21 protein-coding genes are annotated in these 20,940 nt (G+C 34.8%); 8 read left to right on the forward strand and 13 right to left on the reverse strand.

Annotated elements, in window-relative coordinates:
* The first annotated feature begins 90 nt into the window (after positions 1-90).
* Positions 91-684, forward strand: coding sequence for a YdeI/OmpD-associated family protein (locus EV197_RS10720; protein ID WP_130286755.1), 594 nt, complete (start codon positions 91-93; stop codon positions 682-684).
* Positions 685-757: 73 nt separating this feature from the next.
* Here the strand turns inward: EV197_RS10720 and EV197_RS10725 are convergent, their stop codons facing one another.
* The 7 genes from EV197_RS10725 to EV197_RS10755 all read right to left on the reverse strand — a co-directional run bounded on the left by EV197_RS10725 (position 758) and on the right by EV197_RS10755 (position 7,415).
* On the reverse strand, positions 758-1,597 hold the full coding sequence (locus EV197_RS10725) for a M57 family metalloprotease (protein WP_130286756.1): 840 nt from the start codon (positions 1,595-1,597) through the stop codon (positions 758-760).
* Positions 1,598-1,717: 120 nt separating this feature from the next.
* A complete protein-coding gene (locus tag EV197_RS10730) occupies positions 1,718-2,377 on the reverse strand; it encodes an alpha/beta hydrolase (RefSeq protein WP_130286757.1) in 660 nt (219 codons plus the stop codon).
* Positions 2,378-2,382: 5 nt separating this feature from the next.
* On the reverse strand, positions 2,383-3,192 hold the full coding sequence (locus EV197_RS10735; RefSeq protein ID WP_130286758.1) for a hypothetical protein: 810 nt from the start codon (positions 3,190-3,192) through the stop codon (positions 2,383-2,385).
* A 17-nt stretch (positions 3,193-3,209) separates the two neighbouring features.
* The gene (locus EV197_RS10740; RefSeq protein ID WP_130286759.1) at positions 3,210-3,539 is read right to left on the reverse strand and encodes a DUF4870 domain-containing protein; all 330 of its coding nucleotides are present in this window, start codon (positions 3,537-3,539) and stop codon (positions 3,210-3,212) included.
* A 24-nt stretch (positions 3,540-3,563) separates the two neighbouring features.
* Positions 3,564-4,817: a dihydroorotase gene (locus EV197_RS10745; protein ID WP_130286760.1), complete on the reverse strand. Its 1,254-nt coding sequence runs from the start codon at positions 4,815-4,817 to the stop codon at positions 3,564-3,566.
* Positions 4,814-6,739, reverse strand: coding sequence for a vWA domain-containing protein (locus tag EV197_RS10750; RefSeq protein ID WP_130286761.1), 1,926 nt, complete (start codon positions 6,737-6,739; stop codon positions 4,814-4,816). The genes EV197_RS10745 and EV197_RS10750 overlap by 4 nt, the downstream gene beginning before the upstream one ends.
* 148 nt (positions 6,740-6,887) lie before the next feature.
* Positions 6,888-7,415, reverse strand: coding sequence for a porin family protein (locus tag EV197_RS10755; RefSeq protein WP_130286762.1), 528 nt, complete (start codon positions 7,413-7,415; stop codon positions 6,888-6,890).
* A 367-nt stretch (positions 7,416-7,782) separates the two neighbouring features.
* Here EV197_RS10755 and EV197_RS10760 point away from each other — a divergent pair, with 367 nt between their 5' ends.
* Together EV197_RS10760 and EV197_RS10765 are read left to right on the forward strand one after the other, a co-directional pair.
* Positions 7,783-9,324, forward strand: a complete 1,542-nt coding sequence (locus EV197_RS10760) for a hypothetical protein (protein WP_242610720.1) — start codon at positions 7,783-7,785, stop codon at positions 9,322-9,324.
* Positions 9,325-9,403: 79 nt separating this feature from the next.
* Positions 9,404-11,242 (forward strand): cytochrome-c peroxidase, encoded by a 1,839-nt coding sequence (locus EV197_RS10765; RefSeq protein ID WP_130286763.1) that lies wholly within the window; start codon positions 9,404-9,406, stop codon positions 11,240-11,242.
* A gap of 8 nt (positions 11,243-11,250) precedes the next feature.
* Here the strand turns inward: EV197_RS10765 and EV197_RS10770 are convergent, their stop codons facing one another.
* Complete coding sequence (locus EV197_RS10770; protein WP_130286764.1) at positions 11,251-12,024, reverse strand: TIGR02757 family protein; 774 nt, start codon at positions 12,022-12,024, stop codon at positions 11,251-11,253.
* 394 nt (positions 12,025-12,418) lie between these two features.
* Between EV197_RS10770 and EV197_RS10775 the strand changes: the two genes are divergently transcribed.
* Both EV197_RS10775 and EV197_RS10780 read left to right on the forward strand, forming a co-directional pair.
* Positions 12,419-13,240, forward strand: a complete 822-nt coding sequence (locus EV197_RS10775; RefSeq protein ID WP_165389046.1) for a helix-turn-helix domain-containing protein — start codon at positions 12,419-12,421, stop codon at positions 13,238-13,240.
* A 191-nt stretch (positions 13,241-13,431) separates the two neighbouring features.
* A complete protein-coding gene (locus EV197_RS10780; RefSeq protein ID WP_130286766.1) occupies positions 13,432-14,262 on the forward strand; it encodes a M57 family metalloprotease in 831 nt (276 codons plus the stop codon).
* Positions 14,263-14,337: 75 nt separating this feature from the next.
* On the opposite strand, the gene EV197_RS10785 is transcribed toward EV197_RS10780, so the two are convergent.
* Positions 14,338-14,997, reverse strand: coding sequence for an ABC transporter ATP-binding protein (locus EV197_RS10785; RefSeq protein WP_130286767.1), 660 nt, complete (start codon positions 14,995-14,997; stop codon positions 14,338-14,340).
* A 63-nt stretch (positions 14,998-15,060) separates the two neighbouring features.
* Positions 15,061-17,484 (reverse strand): DUF5916 domain-containing protein, encoded by a 2,424-nt coding sequence (locus EV197_RS10790; RefSeq protein ID WP_130286768.1) that lies wholly within the window; start codon positions 17,482-17,484, stop codon positions 15,061-15,063.
* Positions 17,485-17,616: 132 nt separating this feature from the next.
* Here EV197_RS10790 and msrA point away from each other — a divergent pair, with 132 nt between their 5' ends.
* The 3 genes from msrA to EV197_RS10805 are packed head-to-tail and all read left to right on the forward strand — an operon-like array spanning position 17,617 to position 19,131.
* Positions 17,617-18,165: a peptide-methionine (S)-S-oxide reductase MsrA gene (gene msrA / locus EV197_RS10795; RefSeq protein ID WP_130286769.1), complete on the forward strand. Its 549-nt coding sequence runs from the start codon at positions 17,617-17,619 to the stop codon at positions 18,163-18,165.
* Positions 18,166-18,172: 7 nt separating this feature from the next.
* Positions 18,173-18,769: a GTP cyclohydrolase I FolE gene (gene folE, locus EV197_RS10800; protein WP_130286770.1), complete on the forward strand. Its 597-nt coding sequence runs from the start codon at positions 18,173-18,175 to the stop codon at positions 18,767-18,769.
* A 47-nt stretch (positions 18,770-18,816) separates the two neighbouring features.
* Positions 18,817-19,131: a hypothetical protein gene (locus EV197_RS10805; RefSeq protein ID WP_130286771.1), complete on the forward strand. Its 315-nt coding sequence runs from the start codon at positions 18,817-18,819 to the stop codon at positions 19,129-19,131.
* A gap of 56 nt (positions 19,132-19,187) precedes the next feature.
* Here the strand turns inward: EV197_RS10805 and EV197_RS10810 are convergent, their stop codons facing one another.
* The 3 genes from EV197_RS10810 to EV197_RS10820 all read right to left on the reverse strand — a co-directional run bounded on the left by EV197_RS10810 (position 19,188) and on the right by EV197_RS10820 (position 20,870).
* On the reverse strand, positions 19,188-19,700 hold the full coding sequence (locus tag EV197_RS10810; protein WP_130286772.1) for a DUF6787 family protein: 513 nt from the start codon (positions 19,698-19,700) through the stop codon (positions 19,188-19,190).
* A 40-nt stretch (positions 19,701-19,740) separates the two neighbouring features.
* Complete coding sequence (locus tag EV197_RS10815; RefSeq protein WP_130286773.1) at positions 19,741-20,166, reverse strand: DUF6146 family protein; 426 nt, start codon at positions 20,164-20,166, stop codon at positions 19,741-19,743.
* Between the two features lie 71 nt (positions 20,167-20,237).
* On the reverse strand, positions 20,238-20,870 hold the full coding sequence (locus tag EV197_RS10820) for a DUF937 domain-containing protein (protein ID WP_130286774.1): 633 nt from the start codon (positions 20,868-20,870) through the stop codon (positions 20,238-20,240).
* Positions 20,871-20,940: the final 70 nt, after the last annotated feature.

Genomic DNA, 20,940 nt, shown 5'->3' on the forward strand with positions numbered 1-20,940 from the left:
TTAATAAAAACGAATCTTAATGTGAAAAGCGGTTGGCGTTTTTTACCTTAGAAGGAATTAAGCTACGAACTTTTGAAAAGTTACTTTATTATGGATACGAATAAAATGGTTGAAGAATATATAGATAAGCATCAGGATTGGGAAGCTGAACTTAAGAAGCTTCGTTCATTAGTTTTGGATTCAGGGTTACAGGAAACGATCAAATGGGGCGCTCCTGTGTACACTTTGAACGGAAAGAACATCCTTGGGCTAGGAGCATTTAAATCATATGTAGGGATTTGGTTTTTTCAAGGTGCTCTTTTAGAAGATAAGTTCAACAAATTGTTAAATGCGCAAGAAGGTAAAACAAAAGCTCTTAGGCAATGGCGTTTTACTGCTTTAGACGAAATAGAAGATGGCTTGGTGCGTGCTTATATCGAAGAGGCAATCGCAAAACATAAAGAGGGAAAAGAAATTAAATCAGCCCAGGTTCAGAAAACAACTACAATGCCACAGGAGTTAGAGGATGCCTTTACTAAAAACGCTGATTTGAAAAAAGCGTTTGCAAAATTTACGCCTTATAAACAAAAAGAATTTGTCGAGTATGTAGCTGAAGCAAAACGACCCACAACTAGAGTAAGTAGGGTGACCAAAATTACGCCATTAATTTTTGATGGTATAGGGCTAAATGATAAATACAGATAAGGCTTAAAAAAAGAACAGTTCAGTAGTATACTGAACTGTCTTTTTAAAACTTAAATTACGTGAATATATACACTTAGTAAAGAAAATTTAAAGCCGTCACATCATCTTCGTTGAATGGTCTATCTCCACCGTCGGAGCAGGCTAGCATCCAAGAACCATCTTCTACTGAAGCTCCGGCCGGAGTTCCAGGAATTTGATTGGCGCCAACGCCACCATCACCTTCGTTTTGAGTAGCGCCACCACAAGATACGCTGCGGTCGAAATAGTCGGTATGTCTAAAACCGATACAGTGCCCCATTTCGTGTGCTACTATTGTAGCGATACCATTTACATCAAAACCACTGTTTGTAAGTCTTCCACTAAGCTGAATTTGATCAAAGGGATCACCTGAAGCGGTTGGGAAACCGGCAGAACCGAGTACCCCGAAAAATTCTAAAAAGAAATTAAGTCTGGTAATCCGAATATCTGCAGCACTAGAGGAGGAGATTCGCTGAAAATTCAATTCTAGATTCTCTGCATTATAGCGTTGAATGGCTAAATCAATTCCTTGACTAGTTGCTGAATTAAAGCCAAAAAAACCACCTTGGCGAGCATATACCGTAATGGTTCTACTACCATTGGTAGCTACCAAATTATCGGTACTATACTGCTTGGATTGCAAGTCAAGGCTTTTTCCAATCGTTGTATTGAGAATATCTTTTTCGGGTATAAAGATATCACCCTCCACGATATAACCTTCTTCGTACGCAATTGGGGGTTGATCGGTGACATTAAATCCTGCTTGTTCTAATTTGTTTAGAATTTCAACAGGAACTTCTTGAAGTGTTGGAGTTTCTTCTTTGTCTTTTTCACAAGACACTAGTGAAGCACTTAATACTACAATAAGTGCTGTAAGTACACTGAGTTTTTTCATAGTGAGTAAATATTTAAGTTGGATTTGTATTACCTTGAAGATACTTGAAAATCAACTAATAAACAATGACTCACTACAATTTTAAGAATTAATTAATTTATGCTCAGCATATTTAGTTTTTTAGATTTTTTCTGTCAGCCAGTTGTTAAATTCATAAAAGTTGGAAGGATGAACACCGTGTCCAACAGGAAACTCTTTTAGTGTGGTATGAATTCCTAGTTCCTTTAAAAACTCAGGTGCTTTTCGCGCCCATTGCACCGGAATCACTTGATCTACAGAACCGTGAGAGCAATATATGTCAATATTTGAAAAATCGTTGCTAGCATATCCGTCTTTTAAAATATCTGGGTTTAGGTACCCACTTAAGGCTATTACCTTAGATACTTTTTCTGGATACGATAAGGCTACCGCATAGCTAAGTATACAACCCTGACTAAATCCTAATAAGGTTACATTGTTAGGGTCTAAATCGTAAGCTGTTACAGCTTCAGTAATGAAGTTGGCAATTTTATCTCTACTTTCTATCGCTTGTTTGTCGTCACTAAATTTTCCATTGGTATTATCAAAATAAATAGCATACCAAGCATTACCAAAGGGTTGCATAGGATAAGGAGCTCTTACTGAAATAATGAATAATTCATCCGGAAGTTCTGAAGCAAAAGAAAACAAATCATTTTCATCACTTCCATATCCGTGGAACATAAATAACACAGGTGGTTTTTCCTTTGTAGTTTTTGGGGCTCTAATAATATGATATAGTGATAGTGATTCTGTTTTCATTGCAATTATCGTATTTGTAAGTGTATATGATCATCGTGCCGAACTGCTTGGCACCCGTGAAATCTTATTTTTTGATCGTATAAATGTAATCGTTTTTTAAGGTGTGGTTCAATAAAGACTTTTTCTATTGTATTGTGCTTGATAATGCTCAAAAGTAAGTCTTTTGTTGGTTCTTCTGCAAATTTGAGATTGTTATCTAGGGTTCCGAAAGTTAAATAACGGGTTAGGTCATACTGAGTATTGCCTCTTTCTTTGCAATATTGGGTTTGATCAAATTCTTTTGGTTTAGGGTTTTCAAAGTAACCATAACCACTTATAGTGGGTTTGGAATTGGTTACTTGATCTTTTGTGTTCTGATAAATAAAGCTAATATCTAGTTTTTTTCCATCATCGTGACTTAGATGTGGAAATAATGGATATCCATTAATAAAGGGAAAATTAGCATCCAAATACACAAGTTGAATACCAGGATGTTTTTTGTAAAAATCTTCTGCTATTTCCTGAATTGTTGATTGAAATTCAGTCCTCACATAGTTTCTATTACAAAGTTTAGTGAAAGTAGAATGGGCTTGGACTCTATGATTTTCAAGGATAGGTTCTCGACCAAATAGGGAGGCTACATACGGTACAATCACGAACGAAGTGAACAGATATAATAAAGTAAATACAACTAGTTTCTTGAGTCGATAGTAGGGTGTTGTTCTTTTAAGTGCAACTTCAATAAGTAGATAAACTATACCACCTATTTGTGTTATCGTAGTTAAAATAAAAAATAACAGTATTTTGCTAAAGACTCTTACTCCTTTTAAAATCATCAAAATTTCTGCCGGATTTATTCAATAAAGGTAAACCACTCTTGGAAAAATCGACCAATTATTGGAGCTTCCTTTTTCTCTTCGCGTACCGCTGTAATAATTCCATAAATCCATAAGACAAAAATAAATACATAAAATGAAGATGAAATTACCCAAGAATCAAATAAACTGACCAATGCACCTAGAAGATAGAAGGATAAGTTTATGCCTAGTGCTTGTCGTATATGAAAACTTGCAAATTGATTCTTATTGTCATTATTCATAAAGAAGGCTATTATTGTTCCAACAATTGTTATATAGGCTACAATAGCTGCCGTTTTACCTTGTTTTGCATAATCTGATTCCATACTAAATGTTTCTTACTATTGAAATTATTGTAATACTTTTTGTTTGTTCGCGATAATACCAAACACTTCACCTTTGAGTTCGCTACCCATAAACGCGCTATTCTTTGAAGTTGACTTGATGTCTTTGTTTGAAAACGTATAGGTTTTATCAGGGTTAAAGAGCGTTAAATCTGCTTGGTTACCAACATCTATTGAAGGCGATTGTAATTCAAAAACCCTTCTACCATTTGTAAACATTTTGACTGTCTCTCGTGCCCCAAGAATTTTATTGATTACTCCAAAAGCTGACTCCAGGCCAATAGTTCCATACTTGGCATTATCAAACTCTACTTTTTTATGCTCGATATCCATTGGAGAATGATCTGATGTTATCATATCAATAGTGCCGTCTGTAATTCCTGTTAATAACGCTTCCACATCATCCTGCGTTCGTAATGGAGGTCGCACTTTCATATTGGTATCAAAAGTCGATAATTGATCATCTGTTAAACTCAAATGATGTACGGATACACTACAACTTACTTGTAATCCTTTTTGTTTAGCTTCTTTAATAAGAGCTACAGACTTGGCAGTTGAAATGGTTGGTATATGAAGTTTACCTCCAGTATATTCCAAAATAAAAAGATCCCTGGTAATTTGTAATTCTTCTGCTAATGCTGGTATGCCTTTTAGACCTAACAACGTACTGTTTGTTCCTTCATTGACCATTCCGTGGCTAGCAATTTGATGATCCTGTGGATAGGATAACACAAGACCATTAAAATTTTGGGCGTACAAAAGCGCTAGCTTCAATAGATTTGGATTTTTAATGGGTCGTTGATAATCAGAAAAGGCAATCGCTCCCGCAGTTTTCATATCGTATAACTCCGCTAACTCCAAGCCTTCTCCTTTGAGCGTTAATGTCCCCATTGGAGATAAGGTAACGGCATTTTGATGTGCTTGCCCGTGTAGATATCTTATAGTAGCACTATTATCTATAACGGGTTGCGTTATTGGATTCAAAGCTATAGCACTAAATCCACTTTTTGCAGCTACTTCAAGACCGTTTGCTAAAGTTTCGCGTTCTTCAAACCCGGGTTCTCCATAGCTTACACTACTATCAAACCATCCTGGAGAAACATGAAGGTTTTGATACGAAATCACATCTACTTCATTAGATGCGTTTATATTATCTTCAATTGCTGCGATAGCGCCATCTTTAATAAGAATGTCTACAGTTTTTGCATCAAATTTGGAGTTGGGGTCTATTATGGTAGCAGCCTTGAGTAAGATGTTCATTTCAGATATTTTAAAAGCAGAATTTCAATAAGTAAAAACACCAAGGCAAAAATAACAAACCATTTCCAAAGTTCGTTAATTGTAGCGTCCTCTTTTATTTCTTCAAACAAATCAGAAACACTATCGTATACTTGATATGTAGCATTAGTAGTCAAACTGTGGTACTGTAAATTACTTTCGGAACTATCGTAATTATAACCTAGGTATTGGATAGGTTTACCGTCATTCATTATAGCGTATATACCCGCTTTTGTGGGAACATCATCAGTAGTCAGTCTCACCTTTGTCGGTAGACTTTGCTGTAAAGGTATGATACTTTCATCTTTGGACTCTAATCGGAGTACTCCATCCTGGCTTAAGGATATAGGAACTTCAAAAACGTTTGTTTTTCCGATAGTATAGGATATCTCAGGAACTTTAAGACTTAATTTGCCTATTTTGTATAAAGTAGGAACGATCAAAGGAGAATTTTTAAAATTTGAATTTCCCTTGGATAAAGAGGCGGTAAAGACTAAAACATTATTTTGTTTAAAAAGAAATGGACTATCATCTTCATACAATAAAACAGCATTAGAGCTTTGAGTGGCGTAAAAGCTATTTACTTTAGGGTACTGAAAATTACTAACTTCTTTGTCAAAAACTCCATTATATATAGGATGAGAAAATTGAATTGTTGTTATCTTTTTTTCTTGAATCAGTTTTTGATAAAATCGAGTATTTCCGGTTAATGTAAAAAATTGATTGTAGGATGATATGGTACCATTAACGGCAGGCACAAAAACTACGAAACCTCCCTTATCAACAAAGGATTTCAAGCTATTGGTTAAGGAAACAGGAATTTCTTTTAATTCATTAAGTACAATTAAATTAGCTGACTCAAAATCATTATAATTTACATTGGTTAAATCATATGAGGTGTACTTGAACTCATCGGAGGTATAGATATTTTGTAAATACTTATCATCACCTTCATTGATGGTGATTACCTTAATCTTCTCTGGTTGATTGAGGGTAAAATATCTTTTATTGTCAAAATTTAAGGCAGGTTCATTGATGATAACACGACCTTGTGTTAAGCTATTTTCATTGAGCTTAAAAGTGGCATTAGCGGTACTATTTTTTTTGATGTTTACTGCAGTTTTACCTAATAGTATTTGATCATTATAAAAAGATAAAGAGATATTATCAGCGTCTTTGCCAGTTGAGCGTAATCGGACTTGTAATAAGAGGTCATTTTTTTCATCACGATCCAGGTATAAACTATCAATTGCCACATTGGTGTTGCTTATTGGAGTAAGTTGAACAAGGCTTATAGTACTGTCGTTGCTATTTGTTAAGTCAAAAGGCTGCCCTTTTTGTTGAAAATCAGAAATCAATATGATTCTATTAATTGTTTCTTGTGTTTTACCTAGCATTTGACTTGCTTTGAGGTAAGCAGCGCTGTAAGGCATTTGATAAGAGGAATAGTCTAATTGTAATAAATCATTCTGAATATCCTTTTTAGTAATAGCGTTGTAAGTTTCAGTATTTGTAAATAACGAAAATTGTTGATCCTCTGGGATATCACTTAGCAACTCTTGTACTGCCCTTTTTAAAAGAGCACCTTTAGGTCCCCGGGCTTCCATGCTAAATGAATTATCTAAATAAATAACGGTCTTAGTCTTTTTTCCGATTACTGTTGTGTTAGCAGTAAAAGGCTGAGCAAAGGCGATTATGATAGCAGCTAATGCGAGTAGTCTGGTAATTAGGGTTAACCATTTCTTTAATTGTGAACTTTTTCGAGTTTGTAGGACTACCTTTTTTAAAAACTGAACATTGGTAAATGCTACTTTTTGAAATCTTCTAAGTTGAAAAAGATGTACAAGGATAGGTATTAATAACGCAAATAAAGCATATAAAAGTTCAGGGTGTTTAAATTGCATCTATACGTACGTTTTCGTAAAAATACTATAAGATTTTAGAAATACGAATCTGGGTTAAGGAATTATGGTAAATTTTAGGAAAAAGAATAATCAGGGTATAAAAAAAAGCGGAAGAATTCTTCCGCTTCTATAATTTTTATATTCTGTTTTAGAAGATGTAATATCCTACTGAAATCTGAAAGTTAGAGTTTTTGATATCCGCATCGCTTGAAATATCAGTTAGTCCAAAATTATACCTAACTTGACCAAAGAATGATCCTAATTCAACACCTGCACCAAGCGCTCCACTTAAATCAAAACTTTCAATATCTCCAACATCATCTCCTTCATTTACCACAAAACCAAATTGAGGTCCTGCTTCTACACTAAATACTTTAGCGAATTTTAATTTAGCTAAGATAGGCACGTTTAAATAATCTACATTAAGATCGAAACTTTCGAACTCAGCCCCTTGTGCAGAGTAGATTACCTCTGGTTGAATAGCAAACATCCCTGCCAAACTAAACTGAACTACACCACCAATGTGATATCCTGTACGACCATCAAGGCCATCCGCATCGTCACCTGATAAACTGGCAAAGTTAACCCCACCTTTAAAACCTAATTTAATGTCCTGTGCAGTTGTAACTGTGGTAAAACCAACAAGCATCACTGCTAAAATCAATAGTTTTTTCATAATTGTTATTTTAAGACTTTAATCAAATATAGGAGTTTATCTTTAAAATAATACTTTAAAATGCTGCTGTTTTTGATAGATTGTTCAAATTATGAGCTCTCTTTTAAAGAATTTGAAGTGATCAAGTTTGATAAAATATACAAGTATTTAAAGTAATTCTATGATTTGCAAATAGGTAAGCACTTCTTCACATTTGATTATATGGTTATAACTACAGGCACGTTGATGAGGATTATTAACGTTAAGGAAACCTGTTAACATAGGGATAAAGTACAATTAACAGAATGAATAATCTTAGGTAACTTTCATTTTTATCTATCTCAATAGTTTTGTCACATCTAATCACAATTAAAATCATAAAAAACTAATGAAAACTTTAGGGAAACTTATTTTAAACACCTTATTAATTTGCAGTATGGGTATCTTTTTAACCAACTGTGAAGGTGATCAAGGTCCTGCAGGACCACAAGGAGAACAGGGAGAACCAGGAGTAGATGGCGAAGATGGTCAGGATTTTGAACCAGGCGAAACTATTTTTGAAAACAAATCAAGTATTGCTCCATTAGTAGCTTTAGCTCCACAATTTAACTATGTAGATGCATACTCATTAATAAGCACACCTGATGTGGTTGATGGAACATTTCAATTGGCGGGTTCTGCAGACGGCGCTGGTTTTTTACAGGATGGTGATGGCTACATGTATGTGGTAAACTGCGAGGATAGTTATGCCGTTGCTAGAATTCGTTTTGATGAGTTTATGAATCCAATAGCAGGAGATTATCTGTTAAACTCAGGTGTTGCTGATTTTGCGCGTCAGTGTTCAGGAACCATGTGGGAGGCTGATATCCATGGAGGTACTCAAGATATATTCCTTTCTGCATCAGAAAGTATTAACTATGATGTTAAAGCAATCGATCCTAGAGTTACTACGCCTACACCAACAGCAGACTTCGGTTTAGACGCTTTGGGAGAATTCTCTTGGGAGAATGCTACACCACTTCCTCAAAACGCATACCCTGGTAGTACAGTTATTGTTGGAGGTGATGATGACTCTAGCGATTCTGAAGGTCAGGTTACTTTATACTACTCTCAATCAAGAGATGATGATTTTGAGAATGGAAAAGTTTATGTACTAAAATTAAAAGAAGTTTCTGATGGCGCTGGCGGAGTTCAGCCTGTTGCATACGCTACAGCCTATAACGAAAGTAGTTTAGACTTCGGAGCTTCTTATGATATAGAATTTGTAGAAATTCCTAATGGTAGAGATCTTACAAAAAGTGAGATGGAAGCTGCTTGTAATGATGTGTTTGCTTCTCAATTTATGAGAGTGGAAGATGTAGATTATCAAAAAGGAAGTGATGCAAATGGACGTAATGTATTTTTTGCTGTAACCGGAAGAGGACCGGGTAGAGGTACCTATAATGATTGGGGAACAGTGTACAAGCTAGAGTTAGATCCAGCATCTCCATTAACAGGTAAACTTACACAGATTGTTAGTGGTAATACGGATACCAACAATATGGACGGTAACCTACCAGAATTACAGAGTCCGGATAACATTTGTGTAACAGAAAACTTTATCTACATCCAAGAAGATCCTAATTCTTTTAGTAGAGGGCATACCGCATATATCTACCAAACTGATATTAATGGTAACAATCCAGTGAAAGTTATGGAAATGATCGTAAGACAGGATCTTGCACAAGACTTCAGCACAGGAGCGAGTGGAGAATATGGTGCTTTAGTAGATATCTCTGATAAAGTAGGTGTACCGGGTACTTTTATCTTGGCACTACAACCACATTACTGGAGAAATGATGAATTTAGAAATCTAGATGGTCACCAAAACGCATCTTTCGAGGATAACCAGGCTTCTCAGATCGTTATTTTAAAGGGTTTACCGAGGTAATATATTTAAAAGTAAAGTAAATACTAAAAGATCTCCATTTTATTTAAATGGAGATTCTTTTGGTTTAAAATTGATGTTCATGAAATTGTTACAATGTTTCTTCTTAATCGTTCTTTTAGTACTTTTAAATTATTCCTGCAACCAACAAGATAAAAAGGTGGCAAGTACAGAAGAGTACACTTACGTTCCTAATTGGGAAAAAGCTCAAAATTTTTATCTAACAAGTATAGAGCATTCCATAGCATTATTAGATCAACTTAAAGAAAAGGGTTTTCAATCGGATAGTGCTGTGTTTGTTTTTAAAAAATTACGACAGGAGTTCAAAAAAGCAGAGCCCTATGCATCTTACCTTAATCCCGAAGTAGGGCATAGAGTAAATGGCCCAGCATTGCCAATTTTTAAAGAAGACAATTTTAAAACCCTAGCTCCTGTAGGGCTACAAAAAATAGAAGAAAGTGTTTTCGAAAAAAACGAGTCGCAACAAGAATTTGATAAAGAGGTTTATGTCACCCGCGGTTTGATGGATAATCTACGAAAAAACATCATCAAAAGAGAACTGAATCCTCAACGGTTTTTTATGAGTACACATCAACAATTGTTGAGAATTATAAGCTTGGGAATTACGGGTTTTGACACCCCGATAAGTCATTATGGACTGCAAGAATCAATGATCTCACTACAAGGGTTACAATATGTTTATAATTCTTCTATCAGAGCCATTATCCTAAAAGAGAATAAAGCGTTAGATACTTCATTTCAACAAAATATTGATAAAGCAATTCAGTTTCTTGAAGCGAATGATGATTTTGAAACTTTTGACAGGTATACTTTTTTAAGAGAATACATGAATCCTTTAACCAGAGATTGGGTTTCAATTCGAAAAACAAGTGGATTATGGGAGGGTATAGATAGTAGTCCTTTTAATTTTGATGCACCTACCTTTTTTGAAAATAACGCTTTTAATGTCACTCACTTTACACCTTCAGTAAATAGAAATCCAAGTGAAGCGCAAATAAGCTTAGGAAAAAAACTGTTTTTTGAGCCTAAGCTCTCTAAACAAGGAAATATGGCCTGTGCAACGTGTCACTTGCCAGAAAAAGCGTATGCAGATCATGTTCGTTTTAATAATGATAATGCTAACAATGAATTACTACGTAATACACCAACTTTAATTAATGTGGTGTATCAAAAAGGGTTTTTCTGGGATGGAAGATCGGCTACTTTATTGGATCAGATTTCTTCAGTATTTACCAATAAAAAAGAATTCAATACTTCTGTTCATGAGTTTTCATCGGATATTATTAACGATACCACTTATGTTAATCTATTTAAAGAGGCCTATGGCGAAGTTTCTAATCGAAATATTGAAGTAGTCAAGGCCATATCTTCATACATCTCTACTTTAAATAGCTTTGACTCTAAATTTGACCGTAATATTCGCGGCGAAGAAAATTCCTTATCTAGTCAGGAAAAATTGGGATTTAATTTGTTTGCTGGTAAAGCGCTTTGCGCCACTTGTCATTTTATTCCGTTAACCAATGGTACTGTACCTCCTTTTTATGCAGAAACCGAAAAAGAAGTAATCGGAGTTCCTGAAACTTCAAAAAACAACAAATTAGACGATGATTTAGGCTATTATTGGAAGTTTGAAGAGGAGTTACACAAAGGAATGTTTAAGACCCCAACAGTACGTAATGCTGGCGTTACAGCGCCCTATATGCATAACGGGGTATATGATTCGTTGGAACAGGTTATGGATTTTTATAACAAAGGAGGAGGGGCTGGATTAGGGTTTGATCTACCACACCAAACCTTACCTTTTGATAATCTCAATTTAACACAAGAAGAGCAGACCGCCTTGGTAGCCTTTATACACACCTTAACTGATACCTCAGTAGAAGATGATATGGTTTATTAAACAGCATCTCAAAATTTTTCAAAAACGCCAAGTCCAAAAAGCGCATAGTCATACTTAACAGGGTCGTGGGGATCTAGTTTTCTAAGTTGAGTATCTAATGCTTTTAGTGCTTTGGCGTCGTTCTGTTTGCGCTGTAACAACCCTAATTTTCTGGCAACATTACCAGAATGCACATCCAAAGGACAAGATAATTGAGCAGGGGATAGACCCTTCCATATTCCTAAATCGACCCCTGCTTTATTGTTACGCACCATCCAGCGTAGAAACATATTGATGCGTTTGGCGGCAGAGTTTTTTAACGGATCACTGACGTGCTTTTGTGTTCTGGGTAAGTGCGATAGAGTAAAAAATTCTTTTTTAAAATGATGTATGGCCTCTTGTAAGTATGAAGCTTCTTTGTATTGGACAAAGAAATTTTCTAAATCTCCGTATGTTGTATATATATGATGTAGGCCTTTAATAAAATATTTTAAGTCATCTCCGTTAAATGTTCGATGCACAAATGAACTTAGCTCACCTAAACTATCTTCGTTATAACTCATAACAAAGTCATAAGGACTATTTCCCAGTAGGTTCATTAATTTATGTGCATTATTTAGTATGCTTTTTCTATTGCCCCAAGAAATGGTAGCGGTCAAAAATCCTGATATTTCAATATCTTGTTTGAGGCTAAATTGGTGAGGTATTTGAATGGGGTCGGTTTCAATAAAATTAGGATGTTCATAAAATGCTGCTTTTTCATCCAGAAATTCTTTCAACTCCTTTTTGTTTAGTTTCTTCAAGTTTTTTGCTGTTTTAGGGCAAAGGTAATAGGATAAATTGAGATTGAGATAATTAACAATTGGAGGAATTAAGACCTTTTTGATCTATTGTTTTGCTTTACGCTTTAGAAAGAATAACTTTATAAGTGGTTTTCAGTCAGGAAATAATCATAATTAAGAAATTATGACAATATCCGATACGCTATATCTAATATTAGGCTTGCAAACCCTATTAGTAGCTTTAGTACTTTATTGCTATAGATCACCAAAAGGAGTTCTAAACAGATATCTAGCACTTTTTTTTGCAACCATTGTTGTCGAGGTTTCCTTGTTTTTTTTAAGAAAAATATACAATCACAATGCATTGATATATATACCCTTACGGTTTGATTTTTTAACCATCGTATTTTTATATATGTATTCTCTTAAAGCTCTGGGAAAGGAAATCAAAAAAAAATGGAAACTCTATATTCCTGCTAGTATTGAAATACTTGTCTTTTCTATTTTATTTGCAATGGTTTATAGAAACCCTGAATTTCATGTACTATTGCAACAGCAATATAATTTCTTTTCCTGGTATTACGCAGTTTCTTCAAGTTACATCGTTATATTTTGCTTTTTAATTATTGTAAACAATATAAAGCACCATAGGGCTTTGAAATTTTATTTTGGCGCAGTAAAAAATAAGGGATTAGGTTGGTTGACTATATTTTGTAGTATATGTATTCTTTTAAATATAGTGCGGCAATTGAATTTTATTTTACTTCCTGAGCTTGCTGTTATCAATTTCCTTTTTACTTTTTTTGGACTTGGTTCACTATATTATATCTCAATTGCAAGTTTAATGCAAATTAATATAGACAATATCATCCCATCACAACAACAACTCCATCAAAATATAACAGAACTTAAGAGAGTGATGAAAACTATCCGTAACCATATTAATAAAAATAAATCCTTTCTTAAGCCGGACCTCAATTTAAAATCTTTTTCTGCCGAAATAAATATGCCCGAAAGAGTTATCTCTAAAGCCATAAATCAAGTAGAGGGGCTAAATTTTAATAGTTTTATTAATACCTATAGGGTACGTGAATATAAAAAACTAGCGACTTCCAATAGATACAAAAACTATAATATCTATGCAATTGCAGAGGAAGTGGGTTTTAATTCAAGAGCCTCCTTTTATAAAAACTTCAAGGAAATTGTAGGGATACCTCCATCAGAGTTTCAAAAGTAACTATAGTTAAGGCAATCCGTTTAAAAATTATGTTGTCTTAAAACACGTTTCAAGACATGTTTTCTTTGTAATACTATTTAAAAATCAGGAACTTAGAAGAGCTAATATCAATCGTTAACAGTTTAGATTTTTCTTTTCAATTAAGAAGCCGATATAATGCTATAAAACTCAACTTTAATTAATACAAACTCATGAAAAATTTTAAAATCGTAACAATTTTTATCCTTGCAGGATTTTTATGCTCTTGCCAAAAGGACCCACTGAAGGAAAACATTGATAGTGAAAATCAGAAATTGAACAAGCTACAGTTAGAAAAGCTTACTGAACTAGGGGTTAGTAATACCGAAACCTCAATCCAAACTCTTACAAACCTCGATGGGAGTACTACTGATTACGTGCTCAATAATACGGATCTAGCCATACCACTGCAAGATTTAATGAATATGGAAGGATTAGGGGACGCCGAAAATGGAATGAAACAATATCGCACCAATAATCTAATAAGTCGACGTAATCGTACTATTGATGTTTTGGGGTATACTGGTGGCGCAAATGCTTTAGATGGTACAGCTAGACAGGCGCTGCAACGTGCGGTGAATAACTATAACCGCTTAAATAGCACCTTAAATTTAAGATTGAGCTTTGGAACCAATTATCCTGCAGCGGATTTAGTGGTTTATGTTCAAAATAATTTAGGAGCAGGTGGACTTGCTGGGTTCCCAGCTGGAGGTAGACCCTACAAGTGGGCCAGGATTGGTCCCTACGTTTCTAGTAGAGGATATAATTATGCCACTCACGTGATTACCCACGAAATTGGACACTGTATAGGGTTACGTCATACTGATTGGTTTAGAAGGTATTGTGATGGTGGTAATGAAGGTACAGGTTACGACGGGGCTATACATATACCGGGAACTCCTCGTGGCATTGATATTAGCTCAACAATGATGTCTTGTCCTACGGGTTACGAAGATGGAAACTTTAATACCAACGATAAAAGGGCAATTGAATATATTTATTAATGTAGCTACATTTTTTGTTTAAATTTTAGTCTTTTAAACAAGGAAAGCCGTTCATTATAATGATGAATGGCTTTTTTATACAATATTACCATCAACCATGGTTAATTTTCTATCAGCCATATCCGCTAACTCTGTATTATGAGTAACAATGACGAAAGTTTGGCCAAACTCATCCCTTAGTTTAAAAAACATTTTATGTAAGTTTTCAGCAGATTCGCTGTCCAAATTACCTGATGGTTCATCAGCAAAAATAATTTTAGGACTGTTGATTAGGGATCTTGCAACAGCAACACGTTGTTGTTCACCACCTGATAATTCTTTAGGTTTATGATCATAACGGTGCGAAAGGCCTAAGAAATTAAGTAATTCTTTAGCTCTCTTTTCTGCTTCAGCTTTTGGTGTATTTTTGATAAAGGCCGGTATACAAACGTTTTCTATGGCTGTAAATTCTGGTAACAACTGATGGAACTGAAAAATAAAACCTAAGCGCTCATTTCTGAATTTTGATAATTGATTATGGGAGAGTTGGTTAACCGTAACGTGATTCACCAATAATTTACTATCCTTTCGTTTCTCTGCTCTATCAAGAGTGCCTAGTATTTGTAGTAAGGTTGTTTTGCCAGCTCCAGATGCACCAACTATGGATACAATTTCGCCCTGTGCTATATGAAGGTCCACGCCTTTTAATACATGTAAATCCCCGTAGGTTTTGTGGATATTTATTGCCTTTATCATTAGCTTTTACTGTTGAAGAGGTGAAAGTACGGATTATTCAATGATTCGGCAAGCTTATCTTTTCTAAGAACGTTTTAAATTATTAACATCAAAAAAGTAAACTACACGTAGCGATACATTATGATTGATAGGTTGGGCGAATAAATTACCTAAGCTGTCCGTATAATTTAGGGTAGAGAGGTTGTCATTATTAAATATTTGATTGCGATACAACAAAGTAGCTTCACTACCAGGAGCAAACCTCCAACTAAAACTTAGATCAAGATTCCAAATATTAAAATTGGTATTGGGGTCATTATCCTCAAGATTATAAGCAGTTCTGCTTCTTGTACCATCGTCATTAAGGGTAAAGAATACACCTTCACTATAATCCGCTGTACTCCAAAAATTTCGAAATCTCAAATTAATTGCTTTATAGGGGTCAAAGTTATAACTTGCTCTTAATGAGTTTTCTATACTGAGAATGTCTCGTTGACCAAAAAAGATATCCGAATCATTACTATCAATCCAACCAAAAGTTCTCTTTCTATTACTATACTCTGATGAAAAAACAACGAGCATTTTATCTGAAAACCGATATCGTGGTGCTACCCGAATGCGATAGGTAGTAGTTGGATCCGCAAACCAATGCCGATAATTGATTCTTGCATCATAGGCAAAACGTTTTCTATAATCAGAGGACACCCACATTTCTCCTCCTACATTAGAGCTAAAGGTGACAAAGCGCCCTTCGGCTCTTGGCTCGAAATAGTCATTATTGTTAGAATTATAGCTCATAAATCCACCAAATGCAAAGCGCTCTCGGGTTACAAAAAACCAATCTCCCCCAATAGAATTTTGTACTTGTACACTAGGGTCATACAACCTGCGGTGCCTTACAAACATTCCGAATCTATAGTTATTAAACGTTTTGGTTGGTTCAAATATCTGATAGGAACCACTTACTCTAAAGCTGTTATAATTGTTCCTGAAATTCACCCCAAAATCATTAATATCGTAGGTTTTATTAGCAAAGTCGTGTCCAAATCCATAACGCCATTTACCTTTGATACGGTCAAAGTCAAGTTCGGAAGAGAATCCGGCTATATTATCTCCTGGATTGTTGATATGGCTAAAAATTGTTCTTCCTGTTAGACGATGTGAATTTGCCTTATTTGATAGGTTCCAGGCGAGTGCTGATACGTTAGCGTCTCTAAAATCGCTACCGTTTCTGGTCACGTTGGTATTTATAAAAGATAATGAAGAATTTTTATTGAACTGTTGATCAAAAACTAGGATATTGTAATTAGACAAGGGTTCGACCACTTTACTTCTGGAGCTACCGTTAATGGTATCAGTTATGTTTACTTCTGTTCTTTCAGTAATTGCATTCAGAAATCCAATCCCTAAGTTGCTTTTAGTTCTGCCAGAAATTTTGAGGGCATTAAGTAGGTTTACTTTATTAGGAATTTCTCCTGCCACTTCATTCTCCTCTAATTCATTGTCGTCTATCGTACCGGTTGGAGCACTTCCGATTCTTCTTGAAAAGAAGATGTTTCCTTTATTAAATAACTCAGTACCTTCTGTAAAAAACTGTCGATTCTCACCAAAAGTTTGTTCAAAAGGACCCAGGTTAAGTCGTACTTCATCAAAAGCCGCTTGTCCAAAGTCTGGAATTAAAGTAGCATCTAATGTAAAGCTATCACTAAGTCCATATTTAACATCCATTCCTGCACTTAGATTGGTTTCTGTTTGAGTATCATCTGTAATAACTAAACCTTGAACGAAAGGAAAAAATGTAAGTCGTAGAGGAGGGTTTATATTTTTAACACCGTTAACAATTCCGTTATATTGTGTTCTTTGGCCGACTTCATTATCTATAAAATTCCAGCTATGGGTTTGATTTTTAGTTTGTGATCTTCTAAAAAAATTAATGCTCCAGTCCTGTATCTCAGTTTCAGGAAAACGTAAGGCATTATACGGGATTTTAAATTCTGCATACCACCCTTTGGTATCATAAGATATTTTAGCATCAAAGACTACATTGTAGCTAAAATCTTCACTGAATTGATCTGCTCTAGCGTCACCTATGGTTCCTGCACTAGTGATGTAGAAACGAGTTTCATTAATACCATCATTGTAGGTATTCAGGGCAATCGCAAAAAAGTCAGCTTGCACAAAAACATTATCGCGTTGACTAAATTGTTTTAGTATTTGATCGGGATTCTCATCATACAGATAGGCGGCAATATAAACTGCTTTATCGTCATAAGCCATTTTGACTTCAGTTTGCATTTCATCCGGGATTTTTCCTTCATTACCCGGTTGCCACATAAAAAAATTACCGTATGCAGGTAAGGATTGCCAAACCGCATCGTCTAATTGGCCATCTATTTTAGGAGCATTGGTAATCCTTTTCGCTAGTATTTCTTTATTTTTCTGTGCGTAGGAAATATTAGAGAAAAAACATAAAATAATAATAAATATTAGAAATTTACTAAAATTCATAGACTTAGGGACCTTACTTTTTGATAGTTCGCAAAAATAATGGGGATATAGATTCTTCCATACTAACGAAAAGTTAAATTAGTTTGTAGGGAGTAGAGAAGCTTTATTTTAGAAGTATAACACAAATTTTTTATGAATAAATTAACGGATGAACTAGAGATAGCGGTATTAGCAGGTGGATGCTTTTGGTGTACAGAAGCAGTTTTTCAGCGTGTTCGAGGAGTAGAAGAGGTAATTTCTGGATATACCGGTGGTCATATAAAAAATCCCGGTTATCGAGAAATAATTACTGGTCGTACAGGGCACGCAGAGGCGATTATGTTAAAATTTAATCCCCAGAGTATTACGTTCAAAGAAATAATAGAGATATTTTTAACCACTCACGATCCTACTACGCTTAACCGGCAAGGAGCGGATGTCGGTACGCAATATAGAAGTGCAATATTTTACATAAATGATACCCAAAAGGAGAAAGCTTTAGAGGTAATTGCAAATTTTAATACACAACCGTTCTATGAAAACCCTATTGTTACTGAAGTAACAAAATTAGATGTGTTTTATAATGCTGAAGATTTTCATCAAGATTATTATAATCAAAATACACAACAGGGGTATTGTCAATTTGTAATTAACCCTAAATTAAATAAATTAAGAGCTAATTTTGCCGATAAATTAAAGTAAATACTAGATGCCGTATAAAAATTTTGAAGAATATAATATAAAAGTAACCGATGAAGTCAAAGAAAAGTTCAGTGATATCATTACTGAGCTTGGAGAAGATGTTACTAGAGAAGGAATAGCTAAAACACCTGAAAGGGCGGCCAAGGCAATGCTGTTTTTAACACAAGGATACCAACAAAATGCTGAGGAAATCCTTAAAAGCGCCATGTTTAAGGAAGATTATGATGATATGGTGATCGTAAAGGATATTGAATTGTATTCTCTGTGTGAGCATCATATGCTTCCTTTTTTTGGGAAAGCGCACATTGCATATATACCTGATGGATATATCGTAGGGCTAAGTAAAATACCAAGAATAGTAGATGTTTTTGCTCGTAGAATGCAAGTTCAAGAACGGCTGACACACGATATATTAGAATGTATTAACAAAACGCTGAAGCCCAAAGGAGTAGCGGTGGTTATTGAAGCAGCCCATATGTGTATGATGATGAGAGGGGTGCAAAAACAAAATTCGGTTACGACCACCTCTGGTTTTAGAGGGCAATTTGAAAAAAATGAAACCCGATCTGAATTTTTAAGATTAATTACTGCAGATTTGGCATAATTTTATTCTGGCATTTTTTTTGTAATTTGATAATCAAAAGAATACGTATGCAAAAAAGCAAATATAAATTATTACGAAAAGGTATTATCTATGATTTAATAGGTATGGTCTCCTTAATTATACCAGTAGTAGGTCCATTTTTAGATTTAATTTGGGCTCCCTATGCTGCTAAAAAAATGACTGAAATGTATTCAGGGACTCAGGGCAAAATTGCCGCCGTGGTTACTTTTATCGAAGAGCTTATCCCAGGAACAGATTTCATACCTTCTTTTACATTAATGTGGTTGTATACTTTTGTAGTTAAGGGTAAACAAGTACAATCAGAAAAAAAAGAAACCATTGAAGCAGAAGTAATTTCTTAAAATAGGGGAATTGCTTATAATTATATAACACTAGGATATCCGTAAGGTATCCTTTTTTATTTTAAGAATTTAGAAAATCCCATTCTACCAAGCATTTTCTTTTCAAACTCCCAAAAAAACTGAAACTGACCTACAAGCCATCCAACCCCAAGTAATAGTATTTGATATACCGGAAAAATCAATAAAATTCGTAAAGGCCAATAAATCCAACCAGAAATATTATCTGAGTTTAAGCCTAAAAAATCTAAAATAGGACTTGATACTCGAGCCGCAGTAGAGCCAGTAATGGCAAAACCTATAAAAATGGCAATGAGTTCCCAGCGGTAGTTTACATTCCATTTTTGGTGCAGTTTTTTAAATATCCACAACGTGATTTTTAAAAACAAATAGGCCAAAATCACTGAGGTTGTAATAAGCGTCACATAATAAAAAGTTGAATTTTCGTCTAGGAAGAAAAGTAGTCTTTTACTGATAAGATATCCTGAAAATAACAAACCTAATATTCCAAGAATAGGATAAATAAGTTGCCAATTAGCCTTAATTTCCCAACGTTCTTTAAATTTCTGCATAGCGCAAAATTACATGTAATTAATTGTTTCTCACAATTATTTAACCTCTACTGGTAACAAATTTCTGTTTGTAGCGCTGTTCAAAGTAGAGAAAGTAATTATACAACAAGTAATTAACCTCGTAGCCATAATCAATATTTGGGTTGTAATTAATTTGCTGAATATAAAGGTTAGGATTATATCGTTGGGGTTGTAGTACCCGCTGATTAAACTCCACCACGTACTGCCGATTTCTAATTTCTAGAAATTGTTGACCATAAAACCCTCTTGGAGGTTGGGTAACTAACCAGGCGTTAAAACCTGGCTCAATGATTATGATTTCATACTCCAGACTATCGTTAGCAATTCGTAAGGTGTCATTCGCAGCAGTTGATTGTGTAGAATCTATAGTTTTTGTACTAGAACAATTATAGAGACAAGTCCCTAAAATTAGAACCAGCACTAATTGTTTAATTGTTTTTATCATTGCTTTTTCTGTTTAAAATACAAAAAAAAGCTGAAGATCTTCCTTCAGCTTCCATTATTGCTATACGAAAATTATTTTCCAAAAATTCCTCCTAATAGTCCGCCAAGACCTGCTTTTTTCTTGTTTGAGCCAAGTACCATATCGGCTACATCGTCTAAAACACTACCATCTCCATCAGCATCAATTAGAGAAGTTATTAGGCTTTGGTTTTGTTTGGGTTGTCCACCAAGCATACTACCCAATAAAGAGGTGATACCATCAGACTCATTTACGTTGTTGGCTCTTGTTTGTTGGCCTAGAACACCCATTAAAATCGGAGCGGCAACTTTAAGAATTTGTGCAATAGAGCCTGCATCCATTCCTGATTTTGCACTAAGTGTATTTTCTACAGTAGCTTGTTTAGCTCCTAAAACATGTTTTAATATTCCATTTCCATCTTGCATTACAGAATCGTCAACTCCTCCGTCAAAAAGCCCACTTAAATTATTTAAGATACTTCCGTCGTGTTTATTAGATATAGCGCTCATGAGATTCGAGGCCCCTTCAGGTGTGGAAGCATTTTTTTTCATCGCACCCATTAAAACGGGAAGCGCCATGCTAAGCACATCAGCGGTCTTACTTTCTGGTTGACCAGTTTGATTACTGACACCATTAATAATTTGTTTTCCTAAATCACTATTTAATAAATCTATAAGTCCCGACATGAGTTGTGTTTTTAAGTTACCTTATAAAAGTACAAGATTTGGATGTAAGACATCAATATTTTTTGAAAAC

This window comes from Aquimarina brevivitae, assembly GCF_004216895.1.
Taxonomy (GTDB): Bacteria; Bacteroidota; Bacteroidia; order Flavobacteriales; family Flavobacteriaceae; genus Aquimarina; species Aquimarina brevivitae.